At 37.4% G+C, this 17,838-nt stretch carries 17 protein-coding genes; 5 read left to right on the top strand and 12 right to left on the bottom strand.

All coding sequences use genetic code 11. From position 1 onward, the window contains the following. The 4 genes from cas8c to NSQ94_RS02530 form a co-directional block, all read right to left on the bottom strand. Entirely contained in the window at positions 1–1,893 is a 1,893-nt protein-coding gene (gene cas8c / locus NSQ94_RS02545; protein WP_339193385.1) for a type I-C CRISPR-associated protein Cas8c/Csd1, read from the bottom strand. Next, on the bottom strand, positions 1,894–2,610 hold the full coding sequence (gene cas5c / locus NSQ94_RS02540; RefSeq protein ID WP_130158748.1) for a type I-C CRISPR-associated protein Cas5c: 717 nt from the start codon (positions 2,608–2,610) through the stop codon (positions 1,894–1,896). It abuts the gene before it with no gap. A gap of 255 nt (positions 2,611–2,865) precedes the next feature. Beyond that, on the bottom strand, positions 2,866–5,292 hold the full coding sequence (gene cas3, locus NSQ94_RS02535) for a CRISPR-associated helicase Cas3' (RefSeq protein ID WP_339193386.1): 2,427 nt from the start codon (positions 5,290–5,292) through the stop codon (positions 2,866–2,868). A 183-nt stretch (positions 5,293–5,475) separates the two neighbouring features. Beyond that, complete coding sequence (locus NSQ94_RS02530; RefSeq protein ID WP_339193387.1) at positions 5,476–6,423, bottom strand: WYL domain-containing protein; 948 nt, start codon at positions 6,421–6,423, stop codon at positions 5,476–5,478. Between the two features lie 960 nt (positions 6,424–7,383). On the opposite strand from NSQ94_RS02530, the gene NSQ94_RS02525 reads away from it, so the two are divergent. From NSQ94_RS02525 to NSQ94_RS02505, 5 genes are read left to right on the top strand one after another with little or no spacing between them, the layout of a single operon-like run. Next, the gene (locus tag NSQ94_RS02525; RefSeq protein ID WP_232515597.1) at positions 7,384–8,007 is read left to right on the top strand and encodes a TetR/AcrR family transcriptional regulator; all 624 of its coding nucleotides are present in this window, start codon (positions 7,384–7,386) and stop codon (positions 8,005–8,007) included. A gap of 15 nt (positions 8,008–8,022) precedes the next feature. Then, a complete protein-coding gene (locus tag NSQ94_RS02520; protein WP_339193388.1) occupies positions 8,023–8,853 on the top strand; it encodes a transporter substrate-binding domain-containing protein in 831 nt (276 codons plus the stop codon). 18 nt (positions 8,854–8,871) lie between these two features. Next, positions 8,872–9,513, top strand: a complete 642-nt coding sequence (locus NSQ94_RS02515; RefSeq protein ID WP_130157528.1) for an amino acid ABC transporter permease — start codon at positions 8,872–8,874, stop codon at positions 9,511–9,513. Between the two features lie 12 nt (positions 9,514–9,525). Further along, on the top strand, positions 9,526–10,272 hold the full coding sequence (locus tag NSQ94_RS02510; RefSeq protein WP_339193389.1) for an amino acid ABC transporter ATP-binding protein: 747 nt from the start codon (positions 9,526–9,528) through the stop codon (positions 10,270–10,272). 19 nt (positions 10,273–10,291) lie between these two features. Further along, complete coding sequence (locus NSQ94_RS02505; protein ID WP_063387719.1) at positions 10,292–10,720, top strand: OsmC family protein; 429 nt, start codon at positions 10,292–10,294, stop codon at positions 10,718–10,720. 438 nt (positions 10,721–11,158) lie between these two features. On the opposite strand, the gene NSQ94_RS02500 is transcribed toward NSQ94_RS02505, so the two are convergent. The 8 genes from NSQ94_RS02500 to isdE all read right to left on the bottom strand — a co-directional run bounded on the left by NSQ94_RS02500 (position 11,159) and on the right by isdE (position 17,719). After that, on the bottom strand, positions 11,159–11,491 hold the full coding sequence (locus tag NSQ94_RS02500; protein ID WP_063387718.1) for an antibiotic biosynthesis monooxygenase: 333 nt from the start codon (positions 11,489–11,491) through the stop codon (positions 11,159–11,161). After that, positions 11,461–12,276 (bottom strand): ABC transporter ATP-binding protein, encoded by an 816-nt coding sequence (locus NSQ94_RS02495; protein ID WP_130157530.1) that lies wholly within the window; start codon positions 12,274–12,276, stop codon positions 11,461–11,463. The genes NSQ94_RS02500 and NSQ94_RS02495 overlap by 31 nt, the downstream gene beginning before the upstream one ends. Continuing rightward, positions 12,263–13,258 (bottom strand): iron ABC transporter permease, encoded by a 996-nt coding sequence (locus NSQ94_RS02490; RefSeq protein WP_063387716.1) that lies wholly within the window; start codon positions 13,256–13,258, stop codon positions 12,263–12,265. The genes NSQ94_RS02495 and NSQ94_RS02490 overlap by 14 nt, the downstream gene beginning before the upstream one ends. After that, positions 13,255–14,202, bottom strand: coding sequence for an ABC transporter substrate-binding protein (locus NSQ94_RS02485; protein WP_327848717.1), 948 nt, complete (start codon positions 14,200–14,202; stop codon positions 13,255–13,257). The genes NSQ94_RS02490 and NSQ94_RS02485 overlap by 4 nt, the downstream gene beginning before the upstream one ends. A gap of 74 nt (positions 14,203–14,276) precedes the next feature. Continuing rightward, on the bottom strand, positions 14,277–15,044 hold the full coding sequence (srtB, locus tag NSQ94_RS02480) for a class B sortase (RefSeq protein WP_339193390.1): 768 nt from the start codon (positions 15,042–15,044) through the stop codon (positions 14,277–14,279). Further along, positions 15,041–15,838 (bottom strand): ABC transporter ATP-binding protein, encoded by a 798-nt coding sequence (locus NSQ94_RS02475; RefSeq protein ID WP_130157533.1) that lies wholly within the window; start codon positions 15,836–15,838, stop codon positions 15,041–15,043. Before NSQ94_RS02475 ends, srtB begins: the two co-directional genes overlap by 4 nt. Further along, positions 15,828–16,808 carry an iron ABC transporter permease gene (locus NSQ94_RS02470; RefSeq protein WP_063387712.1) on the bottom strand — a complete coding sequence of 327 codons (981 nt, stop codon included), beginning with the start codon at positions 16,806–16,808 and terminating at the stop codon, positions 15,828–15,830. The genes NSQ94_RS02475 and NSQ94_RS02470 overlap by 11 nt, the downstream gene beginning before the upstream one ends. A gap of 29 nt (positions 16,809–16,837) precedes the next feature. After that, entirely contained in the window at positions 16,838–17,719 is an 882-nt protein-coding gene (gene isdE, locus NSQ94_RS02465; protein ID WP_063387711.1) for a heme ABC transporter substrate-binding protein IsdE, read from the bottom strand. Positions 17,720–17,838: the final 119 nt, after the last annotated feature.

The raw sequence follows: 17,838 nt of genomic DNA, 5'->3' as shown, positions 1-17,838 counted from the left end.
TTACATTCCTCCTACTTCATTAGTTGGTTCAGTATTTTTTTCTGATTTCTGATATAATGCATGTCGTTGGCTATAAAAACCTAATAGGTATTTACCAGATAACGGTTTGTTATTAAAATCTTCAAATTTCATTCTAGAAGCCACTTCATCAATTAGTTTGGACAAATATAGTCCTCTTGTCCCGAGCCTCATTTGATAAGGTTGAATACTTTCCTGAATGATCTTCCATGTTCTTTCGGGGTGTCTGGAAAAAGCGTTCATATATCTGATGGCATTCGTAGCTCGCGTTTCATCAGAATCCAAAGCTCGTCTTTCCAGCACATCCGCAATGGCCAATAACCTCCCAAATAAATAATCGCGGTCGTTATTTTCTGTATCTAGCGCCATATTTAATCCCTCCTGTTTATTAATTAAAGCGCAGGTAATACTTAGCGTTTTTTCCCATTCCCAGTTATCCATTGCTACTGGATTTGAAGCGCGATAAAAAGCGCTTCTGATAATATCCAGTGGAATTTTTTTACCATCGACAATACAAGGCAAGATGCGCTCCATCAGTCCTTTCACTACTTTATCGTTTGCATTCGGCCCATAAGCAGCAAACGCAATATCTTTAGTCGCGGGAGCTCCATAAAATTGAACCGCTTTCTTTTCTTCATCTTTTCGATAACGGTGAAGCCACGCGCAAGTTGAGTGCCATTCAACCAGTCGTTGTAAATACAGTTCCCTATTCATATTTCGATAATAAAGCACAGCAAGACGGCCCGTAGTAGCAGAATCAAGGATTAAAATATTCACCTCGGACTTTGTTGTCAGATTCGCTTTATACCCTTCCAAAGCTTTGGCTATTTCATTAGCAAATTCCTGATTCGTAAATGATTTTCTTTCTTTTTTTTCTAATGGTATGGGATGGATAGCAAAAGTATCTTCTGTCGGATCTGGTAGAGTAATTTCATCATTTCCCCATACGAGAAACACGCGTTGGTCAATGATTTTTCCCTGCCTGTTAATCAACCATTTCAGTGCATTATGCGCCTTTTGGGAAACATCATAACTAATGGTGGCTACCTCATTACTTTTATCGAAACGTCCCCTAAATGTAAAACCACTCGTGTCATTGGCTGAAATTAGTTTCGCTTTATCGCCAGCATTTCTAATTTTGTTTGCGTGTTTATCAGTGACTGGCAACTTTTTTCCTGTTACATAACAAAAATCTTCGTCGTTGTTCTTTAAGAGGTCTTTGTAGTAAGAAATAAATGAATCGTACATTTCAGAATCGTTCCAAACCTTTGTCAATATAGTATGAGGTGAATAAACATTGAAACGAACAAAAGCACTCTCCACTCCACCGCTAATGACCGAAAAAATAGGTGGTTTGCTTCCATATAAAGCTTCGTGTTTTTTATTCCATTTATCAATTAAACGCCCATTCGGATCTAGATACAAAATGTTTGCAGCCACTAAATCTTTAATAAGCCGCTTTTGGCTTAAATAGTGATAAATACTTTTTACTTTCTTTGTTGCATAAGGGGATTCTGCCCAATCTTTCAACTGTTGAATATAATAGCTAAAGGGTTCTTCTTTTTTTATTTCCCCACCATATGTAACAAAATCGCCTGCTACATAGCTTAATTTATCGTGAAGCGGGTAAGGAGCTATTTTTGAACCTGCTCGATTGGCAGAATCTTCTGTGCAAGGGATGACAGTCACTTCCTTAATGACTGTTGCCGAATGAAATTGCCCGTCTTCTGTGATATTCACTTCAATATGCGCGGTTTGAGTCGTATGAGAAATCGGCAACAAAGTATACTCTTGTTCATTATGCTTTTTTTCCATTACACCTACACGATCTAAATTGGCTTCATATGTCTCATATAAATTTAATAACCAGCTCATTTATTCACCTCCCCCTCCTAATTGATTTAACAGTTCATCAGCAGATTCAATATTTGTTTTATCGAAATGCTTCGGATCCATTTTTTTGATTTTTCGAACATGTGTACATTGATCTGGCCTAATAAACTGAATAATGCCATTCTTCATAACTGGATTCCATAGACGTACTTCCATTTCGTTTCTACCGGTTTCATCTGGGTAATTAATCCCATGAACCATGGTACCTAGATGAATATCGCCATAATCGTCATAAAATCCTTCACCTTCACCAAATACACACGGTTCAACATACCCTTGACATTCTCTAGTGCCTAAAAAGATATCTCTTCGTCCTCCAGCTTTCAGTGAACGTTTTAGTATGTTGTGATGCTTATGTTCGTTGCGATCAAAAGCAAGATCAGGACGGTGCGGATTAAAAACAAAATGTGCACGCACTTGATATCTTACGTCTTTTAAATACGTATAATGAGCCAGTGTATTTCCCCCACCATATTCAATTGGCCGAATGCCTTTGGATTCCATTCGAATCGGATTCATCACTCGAACCTCATCAATGATAAAAAGTATGGTGGGCTTCCAATAAATCGACTCGACAATTCCTTTCAACGCCTGGTAGGTTGGCACTTGATAGGACAGCTTTTCACCTCCCATTTTTGTCAAAGGATCCGTGAATAAGGCGTAATCACCATAAACTTCAAATTCAATAGCGTTTCTCAATACAGACACCTCCTTTTTGAATTTTTTAATAATTTAATAATAATCTTTTTTCAGAAAATATTCAATTTAAATAATATATTATATGAAATATAATATTTGAATCTTGATTATGGTATAATAAATTGTCGCTTTTAAAAGCGTGGATTGAAAAATATATTATATTATTTGAAAGAGGGTGCACCAAAAGTAATTGGCACCCTTTTGATTGTACTTTATTTTATTTAAGACCCCAGACCCCTCTTAAGTAAGCATCTTTTAAAATATACTTACATCCAAATGGCTGTCATTTTCAAGGTTGAGGCCGAATTCCTTATCATATGCTCCCTCTTTTAAGGCTAGGACTTTGCCGTCTAAATAACGCACTAACCCATCATTTTTGATTAATTGTTCGCGTTCATAATCGAAGATGTTGATCGTATATTGCTGAGCCTTTCGCAAAAGCTGGGAAAATTCATAAATGCTTTTATTGCTATTGAATTCAGCGATAATTTCTTTACCATCACCATACGGAACAATTACGGAAGTAGTCATGTCGTCAATCACTCGGAAATGTTCAGCCGCTGTTTTATAGCTATTTACTAAAAATAACGGAGGAAGCGCACCATTTTTTTGAAAATATGCTTGGCTATAGGAGCTTTTTCTTCTATTGGCTATCAATAGCTCTACCATTTCTTTTTTCAATTTCGGTATAAAATAATTCAAACTCTGCTTGAATTCCGTATAATACTCTTTAAAATATCTTTCCATCGCTTGCATAGACAAGATGCTGCCACCATGATTGGCCTGATCGCGGCTTATATCAATCAAAATTCTTTTCGCAACTTCTTTTCCAACAGCTATTTCTTTTAAACGATTTAACTTTTCTTCTTCATGGTCTATAACATAAACATTTTGTATGTCCTTTTCACCGTGCCGATTGCATCTGCCTGCAGCTTGTGCAATGGAATCTAATCCTGCTAATGAGCGAATCACACAATCGAAACTAACATCTACCCCCGCTTCAATCAGTTGGGTGCTTACACAAATTACTTTATTACCCTCTTTCAGATGATCTTTTATTTCACCTAAAATTTTATTACGATGAGCAGCACACATTGATGTACTCAAATGATAAATTGGTAAATTTATCTTCTTCATTTTCAATTGAGTATACAGATCTTTCACAACTGATTTCGTATTTAAAATAACTAACACACTTTGTACTTCTCTTATTTTTGCCTCAATAAAATTGGATAGTTTTTCATTATTAAATGTTTCATTTGTTGCTTTATCAATGATTTCCACCCGTTTAAATGCATTAATTACATAATTTAGGTTTTTGACCATTTCCGCATCCGTATTTATTTCTAATTTATGCTCAACGAAGTCTAATGCTGGTTGAGTTGCAGTGCAAAGCACGATGCTGGAGCAACCATAAGTTTTTAAAAAGTTTAGTGCCTGATTAAATAGAGATACACATGAAATAGGAACTTTTTGCACTTCATCAAAAATAATCACTGAATGACTTAAATTATGTAGCCTCCTAATATTTCTACTCCCATTTGCGTAAAAAACGTTCAAAAATTGTACAATCGTTGTAAAAATAATTGGTGAATCCCAATTATCTTTGGCTAATTTTAATTTTTGTTGCACACTAATCAAGCCATCTTGATTTTCATCATCATCTATATCTTCAATAACGTTTGAATGATGCTCTAATATATTGGCATCATCTTTTAATATTTTTCTAACTTCTTCTGCGTTTTGTTCAATAATAGTTGTATAGGGGACTACAAAAATGATGTGTTTTTTGTTATAAAGTTTCGCGTGTTTAAGAGCATATCTTAAACTTGCTAATGTTTTCCCTCCACCAGTTGGGATAGATAACGTATATATTCCTGATGCTCTCTCAGCAAATTTATCACACTGATCAGACATTTCTTTTCTTAGAAGATTAATAGGTGTACAGGCATCCTTTTGTTTACTATATGAATTGATTTTTCTCATGAGCCTTTCGTAGTATATATCAAATAACTCTTCATGATTGTTTATAGGGTCATTGGTTTTATTTTCTTCAAATAATCTTGTATTCGTTCTATCAGCATCAATTAAAGCACTAAATACAAATTTGGTTAAAAACATTAGTTGCTTTTCATAATTTCCTGATGACTCTTTTGCTAAAAATTGTTTTAACTCTTCAGCTGCTTTGTCAACATAATTATGAAAATCTCTCTCATTCATAACATATTTAAAAAAATATTGCTTTATCCTATCAAATTCAGGCAATTCTTTATCACGAACTCTTTTTAAGTAATTTGATTCTAAATCTGGATTTAAAAAATCTTGAAGATACGAGTGATGAGAAATTATCGCATTTCCCACCACTTCTGCTAAGAGACCTTTATGAGGATCTAACTTCTCGCTTGTATGAAAAATCTCATAGAGAAGTTTCCCACCTGCAGTTGAATGGTCAACACTTCCTCTTCTAGGCGGTGCATCAGGATTATTTACTGCTTCTAATATGTATTCTCTAAATTCATTTGTGCATTTTCCAAGATCATGAAGCACACCCGCAAGACCAGTTAAATGTCTTACACCTAGCTTTTCCCCATAGGATTCAGCTAAATCTCTTACTTCTAACAAATGATCTTTAACAGTTTGTATTTTATTATCACTTTCGCGTATATGGGCAATAAACTTCATTTAATCCCGCTCCCTGCGATATTTTTAAATATTTGCACCTACTCTAGATACACTAAAATTTCATATTAATATTCGATAAAGCAACGGGAAGCCTTTCAACCTCAAATTGGCATCGAAGTCTCATTTCTTTTCCCTCCAAGCTTTTCTATCATCATCCTATCATCTATTCCGGAACTTAATATGTCAGTTTAAAAAATTTTTTGACATTTTTTCTACTTCTTCCTCGACGCTTTGGCGAAGTTCATTCGGACCGAGCACCTGAACTGCAGATCCCATGCTTAATACAAAACTAGTTAATTCCGGCAACCCGGACATCGTCGCCCGAAAAATGATGGATCCATCTTGTTGTTGCTCTATTTCTTGATCCTCTGAATAGATCTTTTCACTTAAAATCTTGGAAAATGGTGGTTTTACATGCAATTCAACAAAATAGGTATCAGCATAAATACTCGTTTTACCTATATAGTCTTCGAGCCGAAATGATTCATCACGCTGAAACCTTTCTTCATATATTTGATAATCTTGAATTCTAGTTAATTTAAAATCACGATAATCATTTCTCAGCTCACAATAAGCAATGCAATACCAAAATTTTTTATACGGAATCAGTTTGTAAGGATGAATGATGCGTTCAGTGCGGTCTGAATTTAAAGCCTCATAAACAATTTTCACTTTTCTGCGAGCCGCGATTGCAAAATTTAATTGTTCATACTTATCTTTTTCATGATTCCAATCGACATTTGCTTTTTCCTCTAAAATAATTGGCTGCCATTCAGACGAAGACTGAATCTGCTGTTTGGAAATACTTTGAATCTTCATGACGGCACTTTCAAAATCATTGAATTGCAAAAAGGTAGGATGATTTTTTAAATATTCACTTGCCTTTACTAACGCTTCTAATTCTTTTGGTGAAAGCGACAAGTATTCAAAAATATTGCTTTTCGGCAGAACATAACCTCCATATCTTCCCCTAGCTGTCTGAATATGGAATCCAGCCATTTCTAATTGATCTCGATAAACTCGAATAACCCTTTCACTTAATTCAAGTTCTTCTGCTAATTCTTTAATTTGCATTCGTCCTCGTGATTTCAATAAAAGGAGCATTCGAAAAGCGTTGACAATTTTCGACATAATGATACCTCCAAAATACCTAACAACATTTACGTGTAATATTTTACCATAGTAAATTAATCCTATAGACACTATGTATTGAAAATTTATAAAACTTTTTAAATTAGGTCTATTAGAACAGAGTGTGATCGCTTCAACCACAGAAGATGCTCTTGCCATCGGCTTTTCAAAGTAAAGGTATCTTTAGCACACGTTAGGTGAACAAAGGCCAAGATATTTCATAAAAAACCGTCGAGCAGAAATTGAGGAAGATATTTTTGAAGGAAAACTTAAAGAAGATAGGATCATTTTGAAAATATAGGTGAATTGGTATTCTTGATTTTCTTTATCTGTGATAATCATGTAGAAAAAGTGGATCCTGAAATGTGAATTGGTATTCTTGATTATCTTTATCCACAACTAAATGCAAGACAACTTGATTACGTGTCAAAATTTTATCCTCATTCCTGCTCTTTTTTTTCGCATAAAAGCAAGGCTCTTTGCAGAAGGAGAAGTGTTCGCAAACGTCGTCATTGTTTTTTTGCTAATAAAATCCTAAAGGGTAAAAGTCACAATGAATCCATCTTTATCCCCTTTTTCACTGATTTCCTAAGTCAGCTAAATCAATTGCTGGGATATACAGTCGAAAATAATGAAGAAAACGTTGATAGTTGATCTCGTTAACAGCAAAACAGTTGCAGACATCGGCAGATTCATTTTTTCCACATGAAAAGCATTGTTTCTTTGATTTCTTCTCTTGCTATGTTCATGAACGAACACAGAGGACTGTGTGTGAAAGCGGGACGAATAACGTAATGCAGATTTCCATAAAATAACGGTGATTCGCTCTGTTATTCTTTTCAGCCCAACCATTTCTAAATTTGCAGCATGGCTTTTTAAAAAAATGAAGCAAAAGTGTTGACTAATTTATAGTAATCTTATAGGATTTAATTGACTAATGAGTCAGTCAGGGGGGGTATAGTGCAGGCAGAAGCTCGAAGACAGGAAAGAAAACAGCAATTATTGCAAATTGCATTAGAATTATTTGCGACAGTTGGCTATGAAAAAACGAAAGTCTCAGATATCGTCGCAAAAGGCAATGTGTCCCAAGGGACATTTTATTGGTATTTTAAAAGCAAAGAAGCGATCGCGCTTGAGATGCTGGAAATAGGTCGTGCCCAACTTTTAGATGCAATCAAACTAGGGTACCGCACAAAAAAAGTGGACTTGCAAGATTCCGTTGCTTCCACGACACAAATGTTTGAACGAATTTTTCATTTCGCTGAAAACAATAAGTATTTCATGAACATATTGCTAAAAGGCATTCATTCTCAGCCAAAGATACAAGAAAAAGTGGAAGAGATTAAAGCAGACATGGAAACAGCTTTTGCGGAAAATATTGCACAGGCCAAAGAACTGAAAATGATCTCGCGTGAAGTAGATCCAAAATTACTGGCAGTATTCATCATGAGCCTCCTGGAAGGAGTTTTAGCCAGATGGCTATTTCAATCGCCATCATCAAAAGATGCATTACAGCAAAAAACACTTCAACAGCTCATTGAAGAAACTGTACACTTTGAATTTTTTGGAATCTTTGGTGTCTAATGAAGGAGGATAAACATGAAAAAAATAAGATGGTTCATTTCACTCATTGCAATAGCAGCTCTAATACTTTCAGCATGCGGCAATAACAATGATCAAAAAGAAAAACAAACTCAAAATCAAGAGAAAAACGCATTACAGGAAATCAAAGATAAAGGCGAAATCACTGTCGGCATTATGGGTACTTATGCACCTTATAATTTTATGAATGAAAACAAAGAATACGACGGCTTTGACGTTGACATTGCGAAAGAATTGGCAAAACGTCTAGGAGTTAAAGCAAATTTTGTTGCACAAGAATTTTCTGGTTTAATTCCTGGGCTTCAAAAAGGTAAATTCGATATTTTAGTAAGCCAAGTGACAATCACAGATGAACGGAAAAAACAAATCGATTTTACAGAACCATATATTACAAATAAAGTCAAAGTGATCGTTCGGGAAGACAATAATGACATCAAATCTGTTAATGATTTTAAAGGAAAAACAATCGGAGTTGGACTTGGTACGAATGATGAAGCATATTTGCGAAATGAATTATTGCCAAAAGTGGGCGATTTTAAAATCAACACATATGATGACGTGATTACAACATTAAAAGACTTGGATGCTGGCAGAATTGATGCAACGATCAACAATGTCTATGCATTAAAACCAGTCATTGAAGAAAACGGCTATAAAATTAAAGCCGTCGGCGATCCAATTAAGGAGGACCAAGCTGGCGTTGCTGTGAAAAAAGGCAATAAAGAATTGGTGGATGCTTTAAATAAAGCATTGAAAGAAATGAAAGAAGACGGAACATATAAAGAAATTTATGTAAAATGGTTTGACGAAGAGCCGACCGAAGAATGATGAAAGTAGGTTGCCAAAATGGACTTAGTCATTGAAAACTTGCCTTTTTTGTTAAAAGGGGCATATTATACATTACTCATTACTGTAGTTTCCATGTTCTTCGGTTTAATCATTGGTTTAATCATTGCGATTGCCCGACTTAAGGGCAATCGCATTCTGCGTGGTATAGCAAGAGCCTATGTGTCCATTATTCGGGGGACACCGGCATTGGTGCAAATCGTCATCGTTTATTATGGCTTAGTTGATTATGGGATTGAATTAGGCCCATTAACTGCTGCGTATATTGCACTAAGTATTAACATCGGCGCTTATGTTTCAGAAGCGTTTCGCGGTGCGATTCAATCCATACCAAAAGGGCAAACAGAAGCAGCGCTCGCAACTGGTATGACGGAACGCCAGGCGATGCGCCGAATTATCATCCCTCAAGCGATTCGCTACGCTATCCCCCCACTTGGCAATACATTTGTCGGAATGTTAAAAGAAACATCGCTCGTATCCGTTATTGCGGTCACAGAATTAATGCGCTCTGCTCAATTATTAGTGGCGCAATATTATGTTTACATGCCGTTTTATGCAGCCATTGCAGCGATGTATTGGATTATGAGTACATTCTTTACATTTTTATTAAATAAAATCGAAAAACGGCTGTCTGTTTATTAAGGTGGTGACAGCATGATAGAGATTAAAAATTTACAGAAAAATTTTGGACAGCATGAAATATTAAAAAATATTTCATTATCCATTCCAGCCCATCAAGTAGTGGCAGTCATTGGTCCAAGCGGTTCAGGAAAAAGTACGTTTTTAAGATGCATCAACGGACTTGAAACAATTACAGGCGGCACCATTACAGTCGACGGTCACGTGATTGATGCAAATGCTTCAAAAAAAGCACAACAAAAAGAAATTTATGCCATTCGTCGAAAAACAGGGATGGTGTTTCAACAATTTAATTTATACCCGCATAAAACGGCCGTCCAAAATGTAATGGAAGCTTTATTAGTAGTGAAAAAAATGCCGAAGAAAAAAGCATACAGCATCGCAGCCAATTTGTTAGAAAAAGTCGGGCTTGCAGCAAAAGAAGATGCTTATCCGTCTCAGCTGTCAGGCGGGCAGCAACAGCGTGTAGCGATCGCAAGAGCTCTTGCGATGGAACCGAAGTTGATGCTATTCGATGAACCGACTTCTGCACTTGATCCGGAGCTTGTAGGAGAAGTATTAAAAGTAATGAAAGAATTAGCAGAAGACGGCATGACGATGATTATTGTAACGCATGAGATGAAATTTGCCCGGAGTGCCGCTGACCGCATTTTATTTATGGCAGACGGCGTTATCGTAGAAGATGCGAAGCCAGCAGCATTTTTTGAACATCCGCAAACAGCGCGGGCACAAAAATTTTTGCAACAAGTTACAGAGTTTTAAAAGAGAGGAATTGAACAATATGCAAATTAAAGCAACATGGCAGGGCGGCCGTGCTTTTGAAGCAGTCGGTCCATCCGGATACAAAATGGCAATGGATGCCACGGAAAACTACGGTGGAGAAGGAAGTGCCGCAACCCCAACAGAAATGCTCCTAGCGGCTCTTGCCGGCTGCATTGGAATTGATGTAACGATGATTTTAAGACATGAATTAGATCATATTGAGGCAATTGATATTACAGTCGACGGCACGCGTCGCGAAGAATTGCCCTCTTCTTTCACCGCTTATACCATCACATTTACAGTAAATGGGGATATAACGCCGAAAAAAGTTTGGCGCGCCATCCAATTAGGCAAACAAAAATATTGTGCGGTTTCTGCATCTTTAAAGGGTGACGTTACGTTCAAACTAATATTGAACGGCAAAGAAATTCCTGCTGAAAAAGAGTGAAAAAACGAAGTAAAGTTTTGATTGCAAAGGATATTGAAAAATCTTTTGCAATCATTTTTTTATACAAATTTTGTTTTAGCAGCTGCCTTTAACTACCTATTTTCTTGTTTCTAACAGCTGTTCCGCTGTCCAAGCCGGAGTGTTTGCGGTTTTAACTAACTATTTTCTTGATTGGGGCTGTCTAATAAGTCGTTTTTTCGGCTTATTTACGGCCCCCTTTTATTTTAGAAACGTTGAAATATCGATGTTAATGATTTTTGGTTTTCAATAGGGATTTGACTTTCTGGACAGCCCCGTGCTACATTTTTTGTTTTTGCTGAAAAAAATAAACGACCTTTTCCCGCAATTCATTTGGAAAAGGCCGCAATTCGGATATCTATTCTTTTTCCAATCAATTTTTGTAACTTTCTTCACAAAAATCGCTCTGCCATCTTTTATTTATAAATTTTCGACAGCACGCTCATCTTCTTTTACATAGGAATATGCTAGCTCATGGAAGGACACTTGATTTCCAATAACATAGTCATGTTGTTTTCGATTTTCATGCGCTTTTTGGAACACATCGCTGTGGAACCAACCTTCGAAGCTTTCTTTGTTCTCCCATGTTGTGTATACACGAACTTCGTCATAATCTTTTAATCCGTCTGTTACTAAGAGATCTAAACGAATGAACCCAGGAAATTTCTCAATTCCCTTTCTAATTTTAAAACGCTCCACTAACTTTCCGGAATATCCTTTTTTCACGCGAATGGAATTGGTAACGATGTACATTCTTTTTTCCCCTTTCTTTTGAATCGTTTTGGAATAAACATTGGTTTTCCATCCATATCATGGATGGAGACAGAAATACCAAATACCTCTTCAAACATTTTTTCCGAAAATACTTCCTCTGGACTGCCTTGTTGATAAATCGTCCCGTCTTTCATCACGATTAAGCGGTCACTATACTGTGCGGCTTGATTCAGATCGTGAAGAATCATGATGACCGTCCTGTTATACTGTTGATTGATCGTTTGGACAACCTCCAAAATTTCCAATTGATGTACAATATCTAAAAACGTGGTCGGTTCATCCAATAATAAATATTCAGTACTCTGGGCAAGAACCATCGCAATCCATGCTCTTTGCCTCTCGCCTCCTGATAAGGAAGACAAGTGTTGATGTTCATATTGTTTCACATTGGCAAGAGCTAACGCCCAATCAACGATTTCTTTATCTTCTTGACTGAATGGGGCAAATTTGCGTTTATAAGGGTTCCTGCCGAACTCTACTAATTCACGTACGGTAAAATCGAGCGTAACATCATGTGTTTGCGGCAGCATAGTTAATTGTTTTGCAATATCTTTTCGATTCGCAGAAACGATATTTTTTCCATCGAGAATGATCTCGCCATTTTGGGGCTGTAATAAGGCAGCGATGAGCCGCAGCAAGGTGGATTTTCCTGATCCATTAGGGCCGATAATGCTAATCACTTCACCCTTTGGCAATTCCAGATTCATTTCGTTGATGCCGAATCGTTTGGAATGGTGGTAAGTCAGATCTTTAACGGTGAGCATGCTTCACTCCCCCTTTAAAGACCAAATATAGGAAAAACGGACCGCCTAGAAAAGACAGCAGGATCCCTACCGGCAGTTCAATAGGATCAAACCAGCTTCTTGCCGCAGCATCTGCGAACACAACGAGTATGCCGCCGCCTACACAGGATAATGGCAGCAAATAACGATAATCGTTTCCGATGAGCAATCGAATGATATGCGGAACGATAAGACCTACAAATCCTACCAGTCCGGCCACACTGACGGCTATTCCAGCTAAAAGAGCACTGACAAAAATTAAGAAAAATCTGCTTCTTTCCACTTGATGGCCTAATAAAGTGGCCACCTCATCCCCCAGCATCAGCATGCGGATATGTTTGATGGAAAAAAACGCTAATGCCAGTGCAAAAATGGCATAATAAACAATCATCTCTACATGCACCCAGCTTACGCCGCTAATCCCGCCATTTAGCCACGGCAGAACCGCTTGAACTTTGTCGCTATGTAAAATCATAATACATGACATGATCGCACCTAAAAAGGCGTTGATTGAAATCCCGACCAGCATAATTCGAACAATGGAAGTTCCATCTTGCCAAGCTAGCAAATAAATGAGCATAGCCGTAAGAAAAGCGCCAAGAAAGGCTGCTAAAGGCAAAATGTGCAGTTGATCGGGATACAGCACCATGATCACCGTCGCTGCCAGTCCTGCCCCAGACGTCACGCCAATAATACCGGGATCCGCAAGCGGGTTTTTCATTACACCTTGTAAAATCGCACCCGAAACCGCTAAACACATGCCGACAAGCAGCCCAACGAGAATCCTTGGGAGCCGCAAATCCCAAACAACACGGTACACTAACGATTCCTTATCGCCCATATCCGCAAAAAATTCCTTAAATGAAATAGAGATACTGCCTGCTGTCAGGCTATAGAATACGCTTAGAAACAATAAGATGATCAGAATGATGATAAGCCATATTCGTTTCTTTCGATTCATCATGAATCCTTTCCTATATCTTTCAAGCTTTGACGCATATATTCCACTGCTTCTGTGATCTTTGTCCCCGGATTAGTGCCAAACAAATTCGATGGCAGCACCACAATGTTTCCTTTTTTTACTGCATCTAAGTTTTTCCAAGCTGCATTTTTTTCCATTTCTTGTTTAAAAGCTTTTTCTACCCCGCTAGGATCACCGTGTGTGATTAAGTAAATGATATCTGGATCAGCTTCCACCACACGTTCTACCGCTAATTGAGCGTATTGCGGATATTCTTTTAACTTTGGAAAGTTCGATGCTACATTGATTCCACCCGATTTTTCTAAAATATCTCCTGCCAATGACGTTGGGAGAGCTGCTAAAAATGATCCAGGTGCTCCATAAACAAGCAATGCTTGAGCTTCGGAAGCTTCCGTTTGCTTCTCAACGACTTGCTCGATTTGTTTAATCAACTCTTGAGCTTTCGATTCTTTACCGAGAAGAGTTCCATATGTTTCGATGTTTTTCTTTATATCTTCAATGGAATTCGCTTCCGTCATGATAGTTTGTATTCCTTGATTCTCCAATGCGGGGATGTTTTTATCAAAACCAACATTGGCAATTAACACATCTGGCTTCAAACTTACGATCTTCTCTATATTCGGCTGGTGTGTATTTCCGATTTCTGCTACTTTTACTAATTCTTCCGGTATCTCTACCTTCGTACTAGGCCTGCCGACAATTTCCCCTCCTAATTGATGAATGATATCCATATCACCGATCGTTAATGAAGCAAATTTTTTCGGATGAGTGTCAAAAGCAACTTCACGACCTGATGCATCGGTCACTTTCACTTTGCTTTCTGTTACTTTTGTCCCTCCTGTTGATTCAGTTCCTTTTACCCCGCATCCGGTAAATAAGAGCAATAAGAAAAACGTGAGGGTGATTTGGAAAAGTTTTGTTTTCAAAAGTATCCCTCCTTTACCATTTTAATTAAAAATGATTATCATTGTCAATTGTTATTTTCAAAATTTTCAACTATTTACTTGTTCTTCTTTAATTTTGCATGTATGACAAGTCTCCCTTCTCCTCCAGGAAACGTGTAATCACAAGTAGATAAAGTTAAAATTTGATCATTCGGTTCGATATCAATATCGGTCTTATAAATGGAACGATCTTTTAACTGATTGACAAATGATAAAAATTCGTCATCAGAGGAAAATTCAGTATCGATATAATAAAAATCTGTAGTCGTTTTATATACTGAAAAGATTTCAGCATCGTAGCTTTCATATAACGTATCAAAATAAATGGTGCGGTGATGCTGGAAAAACGATTCATCCAGATATTTATCTAATTGTCCAAACATCGTGTCATCTTTCATACGATGTCCGTAAAGGATAACATTTTGATTTAGGCCTTTCACATCATTTCGATAATCCATAAAAATGCTTCCAGCCCTTGATTTCTCTTTTTTATAATTTCTTGTTAAATAAAACTCATTGTTTTCCGCTTGAAGAATCGGATACGAAATGTATGTGTCGGGAATTTCAATCCAACCAACAATATCTTGGTTAATGCGCTGCAATTCAATAAAAGACGAACGAATTCTTTCAAAGTCCTTGCCTTCGTGAGAAGTTCTTTCGGTACGATTTTCTTGATAAACCTCTTGAATTTCAGCTAAAACTTGCCGGTTTGTATAGTAATCGTAAAGGATACTTATAATTTGATACGCTGAAAAAAACAAAATCCCAATGCAAACAATGCTAACGAGTTTCCCAATGATCTTTCTCAATCCCCGATCATTCATGTCGCATTGTCATTCCTTCTAGCAACTCCCATTGGCACAACATAAAATCCGCTTTGATCATTATGATTGACTATGGCTCTTACCCCATAAATGCTTTCAATCATTCCTTCCGTGATCACTTCTTTTGGAGAACCTTCCGTCACAATTTCGCCGTTTTTCATCACAATAATCCAATCACTATAACGAATGGCTTGATTCATATCATGCAGCACCATCACAATCGTAATGTTATACTCCCTGTTTAACTTCTTGATGAGCTCTAAAATTTCGAATTGATAATAAACATCCAAATATGTTGTCGGTTCATCCAAAAACAAAATAGGGGTTTTTTGCGCCAATGCCATCGCTATCCAAACTCGCTGTCTTTCTCCCCCAGACAGCTGTTCTACTTTTTCTTTTCGTTTTGATTGCAAATTGGTAATGGAAAGCGCCCAATCAATCACTTCTTCATCCTCTTCTGAGTTATGATGATGAAAAAATCTTTTATACGGCATGCGGCCGTAGCTCACCAGGTTCTCGACATTGATATCAAAAGGAATTTCATTTTTTTGATGAACAACCGATAGTTTCTTCGCCAATTCCTTCGGCTTATATTGTTGAATCAATTTTCCGTCCAAAATAATCTGGCCTTTTTGCGGTGCATTGTGGCTAGACATAACTTCTAATAATGTGGATTTTCCGCATCCATTCGGACCGATAATCGTCGTAATTTTACCAGGTTCAACAGCAAGGTTAATTGATTTTAACTGATCCTCTTTTTGATTATATGAAAATGAAACATTTTTAACCTCCATAGATGCGATCACTCCTTCTAATCAATATAATCAAAAAGGGACCGCCGATTAATGACATAATAATGGATGCAGGAAGTTCCGTCGGCGCTAAAAACACCCTTCCGATTGTGTCGGCCGTTAAAATAAGCAAAGCTCCTGATAAAATGGAGAATGGTGTTAATATTTTATAATCTGAACCGACTAATAGCCGTCCAATATGGGGAATTAGCAAACCGACAAATGCAATGACCCCAACAGTTGCGGTTGTGACGCTTGCCAAATAAACTGCAATCGCAGATATAATAACCCGAGCTCTTGTCACGTGAAGCCCCAGATTTCGCGCCGTTTTATCTTGTAAAGCCAGCATGTTGCACCAAGAATAAACGAGCAAGGACAATATTAAACCGATGGAACCATATATAACAATTGTTTGAACATCGTCCCACGTTTGTTGAGATAATGTTGATGCAGTAGCTTTCGCAGAACTGGTTGTCGTATAGCCTCTGTAGTTAAAGGATTCATATAATGCAGTAAACACCGCATTGACTGCCACCCCAACTAAAATTAATCGAAGGGGGCTGAGCCCTGATTTCCATGAAAAGGAATAGACAAGAAAACAGGCAAGTATCCCTCCTAGAAAAGCAAACAGCGGCATCCAAAAAAACAACGTAGGAAAGAAGCTGATCATAGTTAATGCAACAAAATTGGCTCCTGAAGAAATCCCGATGATCCCAGCTTCCGCCAAAGGATTTCTCATAACTGCCTGCAATAATAATCCCGATACCGCCAAATTTGCTCCAGCAAAAAGGGACACAATGATCCGCGGAAATCTCATATCTTTTATGACTTCTACATCTTCATTTCCACCAAACAAAAGGCCTCTGATCAACTCAGCAACGCCAATTTCCAAACTTCCGTTCACAATAGAGAAAAAAGTGACAACAACCAGCATTGTGGTCACTACTGCAAAAGTTAGCCACGTTTTCTTCATGGATCAGCACCCTTTTCTTTTTTGTCCGCTTATTCATGAAACTCAGGATACAAATATTTCACCAATTCATCTAAAGCTTCATCCGCTCGAATGGTTGCGGTAGTCGGGAACAATTCTTCTTCCAGATCATACACCCTGCCATTTTTGACAGCATCAAAATGCTTCCATATATCGTTTTTCTTAAATTCTTCATCGAACATTTTGACTACTTCCTCCGGCATGCCGTGAGCAAGCCTTAATATGACATCGGGATTGGATTCATATAAATATTCTGTGTTAGATTCTAAATACTCCACTTTCTCTCCTTGAATCACGTTGTTTCCACCCGCCAATTTCACTAGATCGCCAATATAGGAATGCTCTGTTGCCACTAAGTAACTTCCGGGAACTCCGAGTAAGATTAAAACATTTGGTTTTTCCAAGTTACGAGTTTTTTTCTGGATTTCTTTTACTTTTTTTTCGAATCTATCAACGATCTTCTTCGCTTGTTTTTGTCGTTCATATTTTTCTCCGAGTGCAAGAATTTCCTTTTCCATTGATTGAAGACTGGTTAAATCCAAAAAATCTACTTGAACGTTATGTTTTTCAAACACTGGCTCTAAATCATATTGAATAGTTGAAACAGAGTATACATCAGTAGGTTTTAAAGACATCAAAACTTCCATATCAGGATTTTTAGCATACCCCACTCTTTTCGCATTCTTATACCGCTCCGGCAGTTTTTTGCTGCTTGTGGGGACGCCAACTAAATCAATATCTAATGCATCAAAAATTTCCGTAACGGCAACAGATAATGAGACAACTCGATGATCCTGTTTTTTCGGCTTTTTTTGTTCCGTTGATTCAGCAGCAGATGAAGAACAACCGGCGACGACAACCAGCAGCATTATCAAAAGGATCAGCCATCCCATTCTTCTTTGTTTACACACTTAAACAAAGCCTCCCCGCTTTCGACCGACCTAAAAAGTCGTTGTCATATTTTTTAAATAAGAAAATGTTGTCTTGATGCGCATGTCCGCATCAAGACAAC

It is taken from the genome of Aeribacillus sp. FSL K6-2833 (assembly GCF_037965815.1).
In the GTDB taxonomy this organism is placed as follows: domain Bacteria; phylum Bacillota; class Bacilli; order Bacillales; family Aeribacillaceae; genus Aeribacillus; species Aeribacillus composti.
The sequence above is the reverse complement of the archived record's forward strand: the minus strand, read 5'-3'. Positions and strand labels throughout refer to the sequence as shown.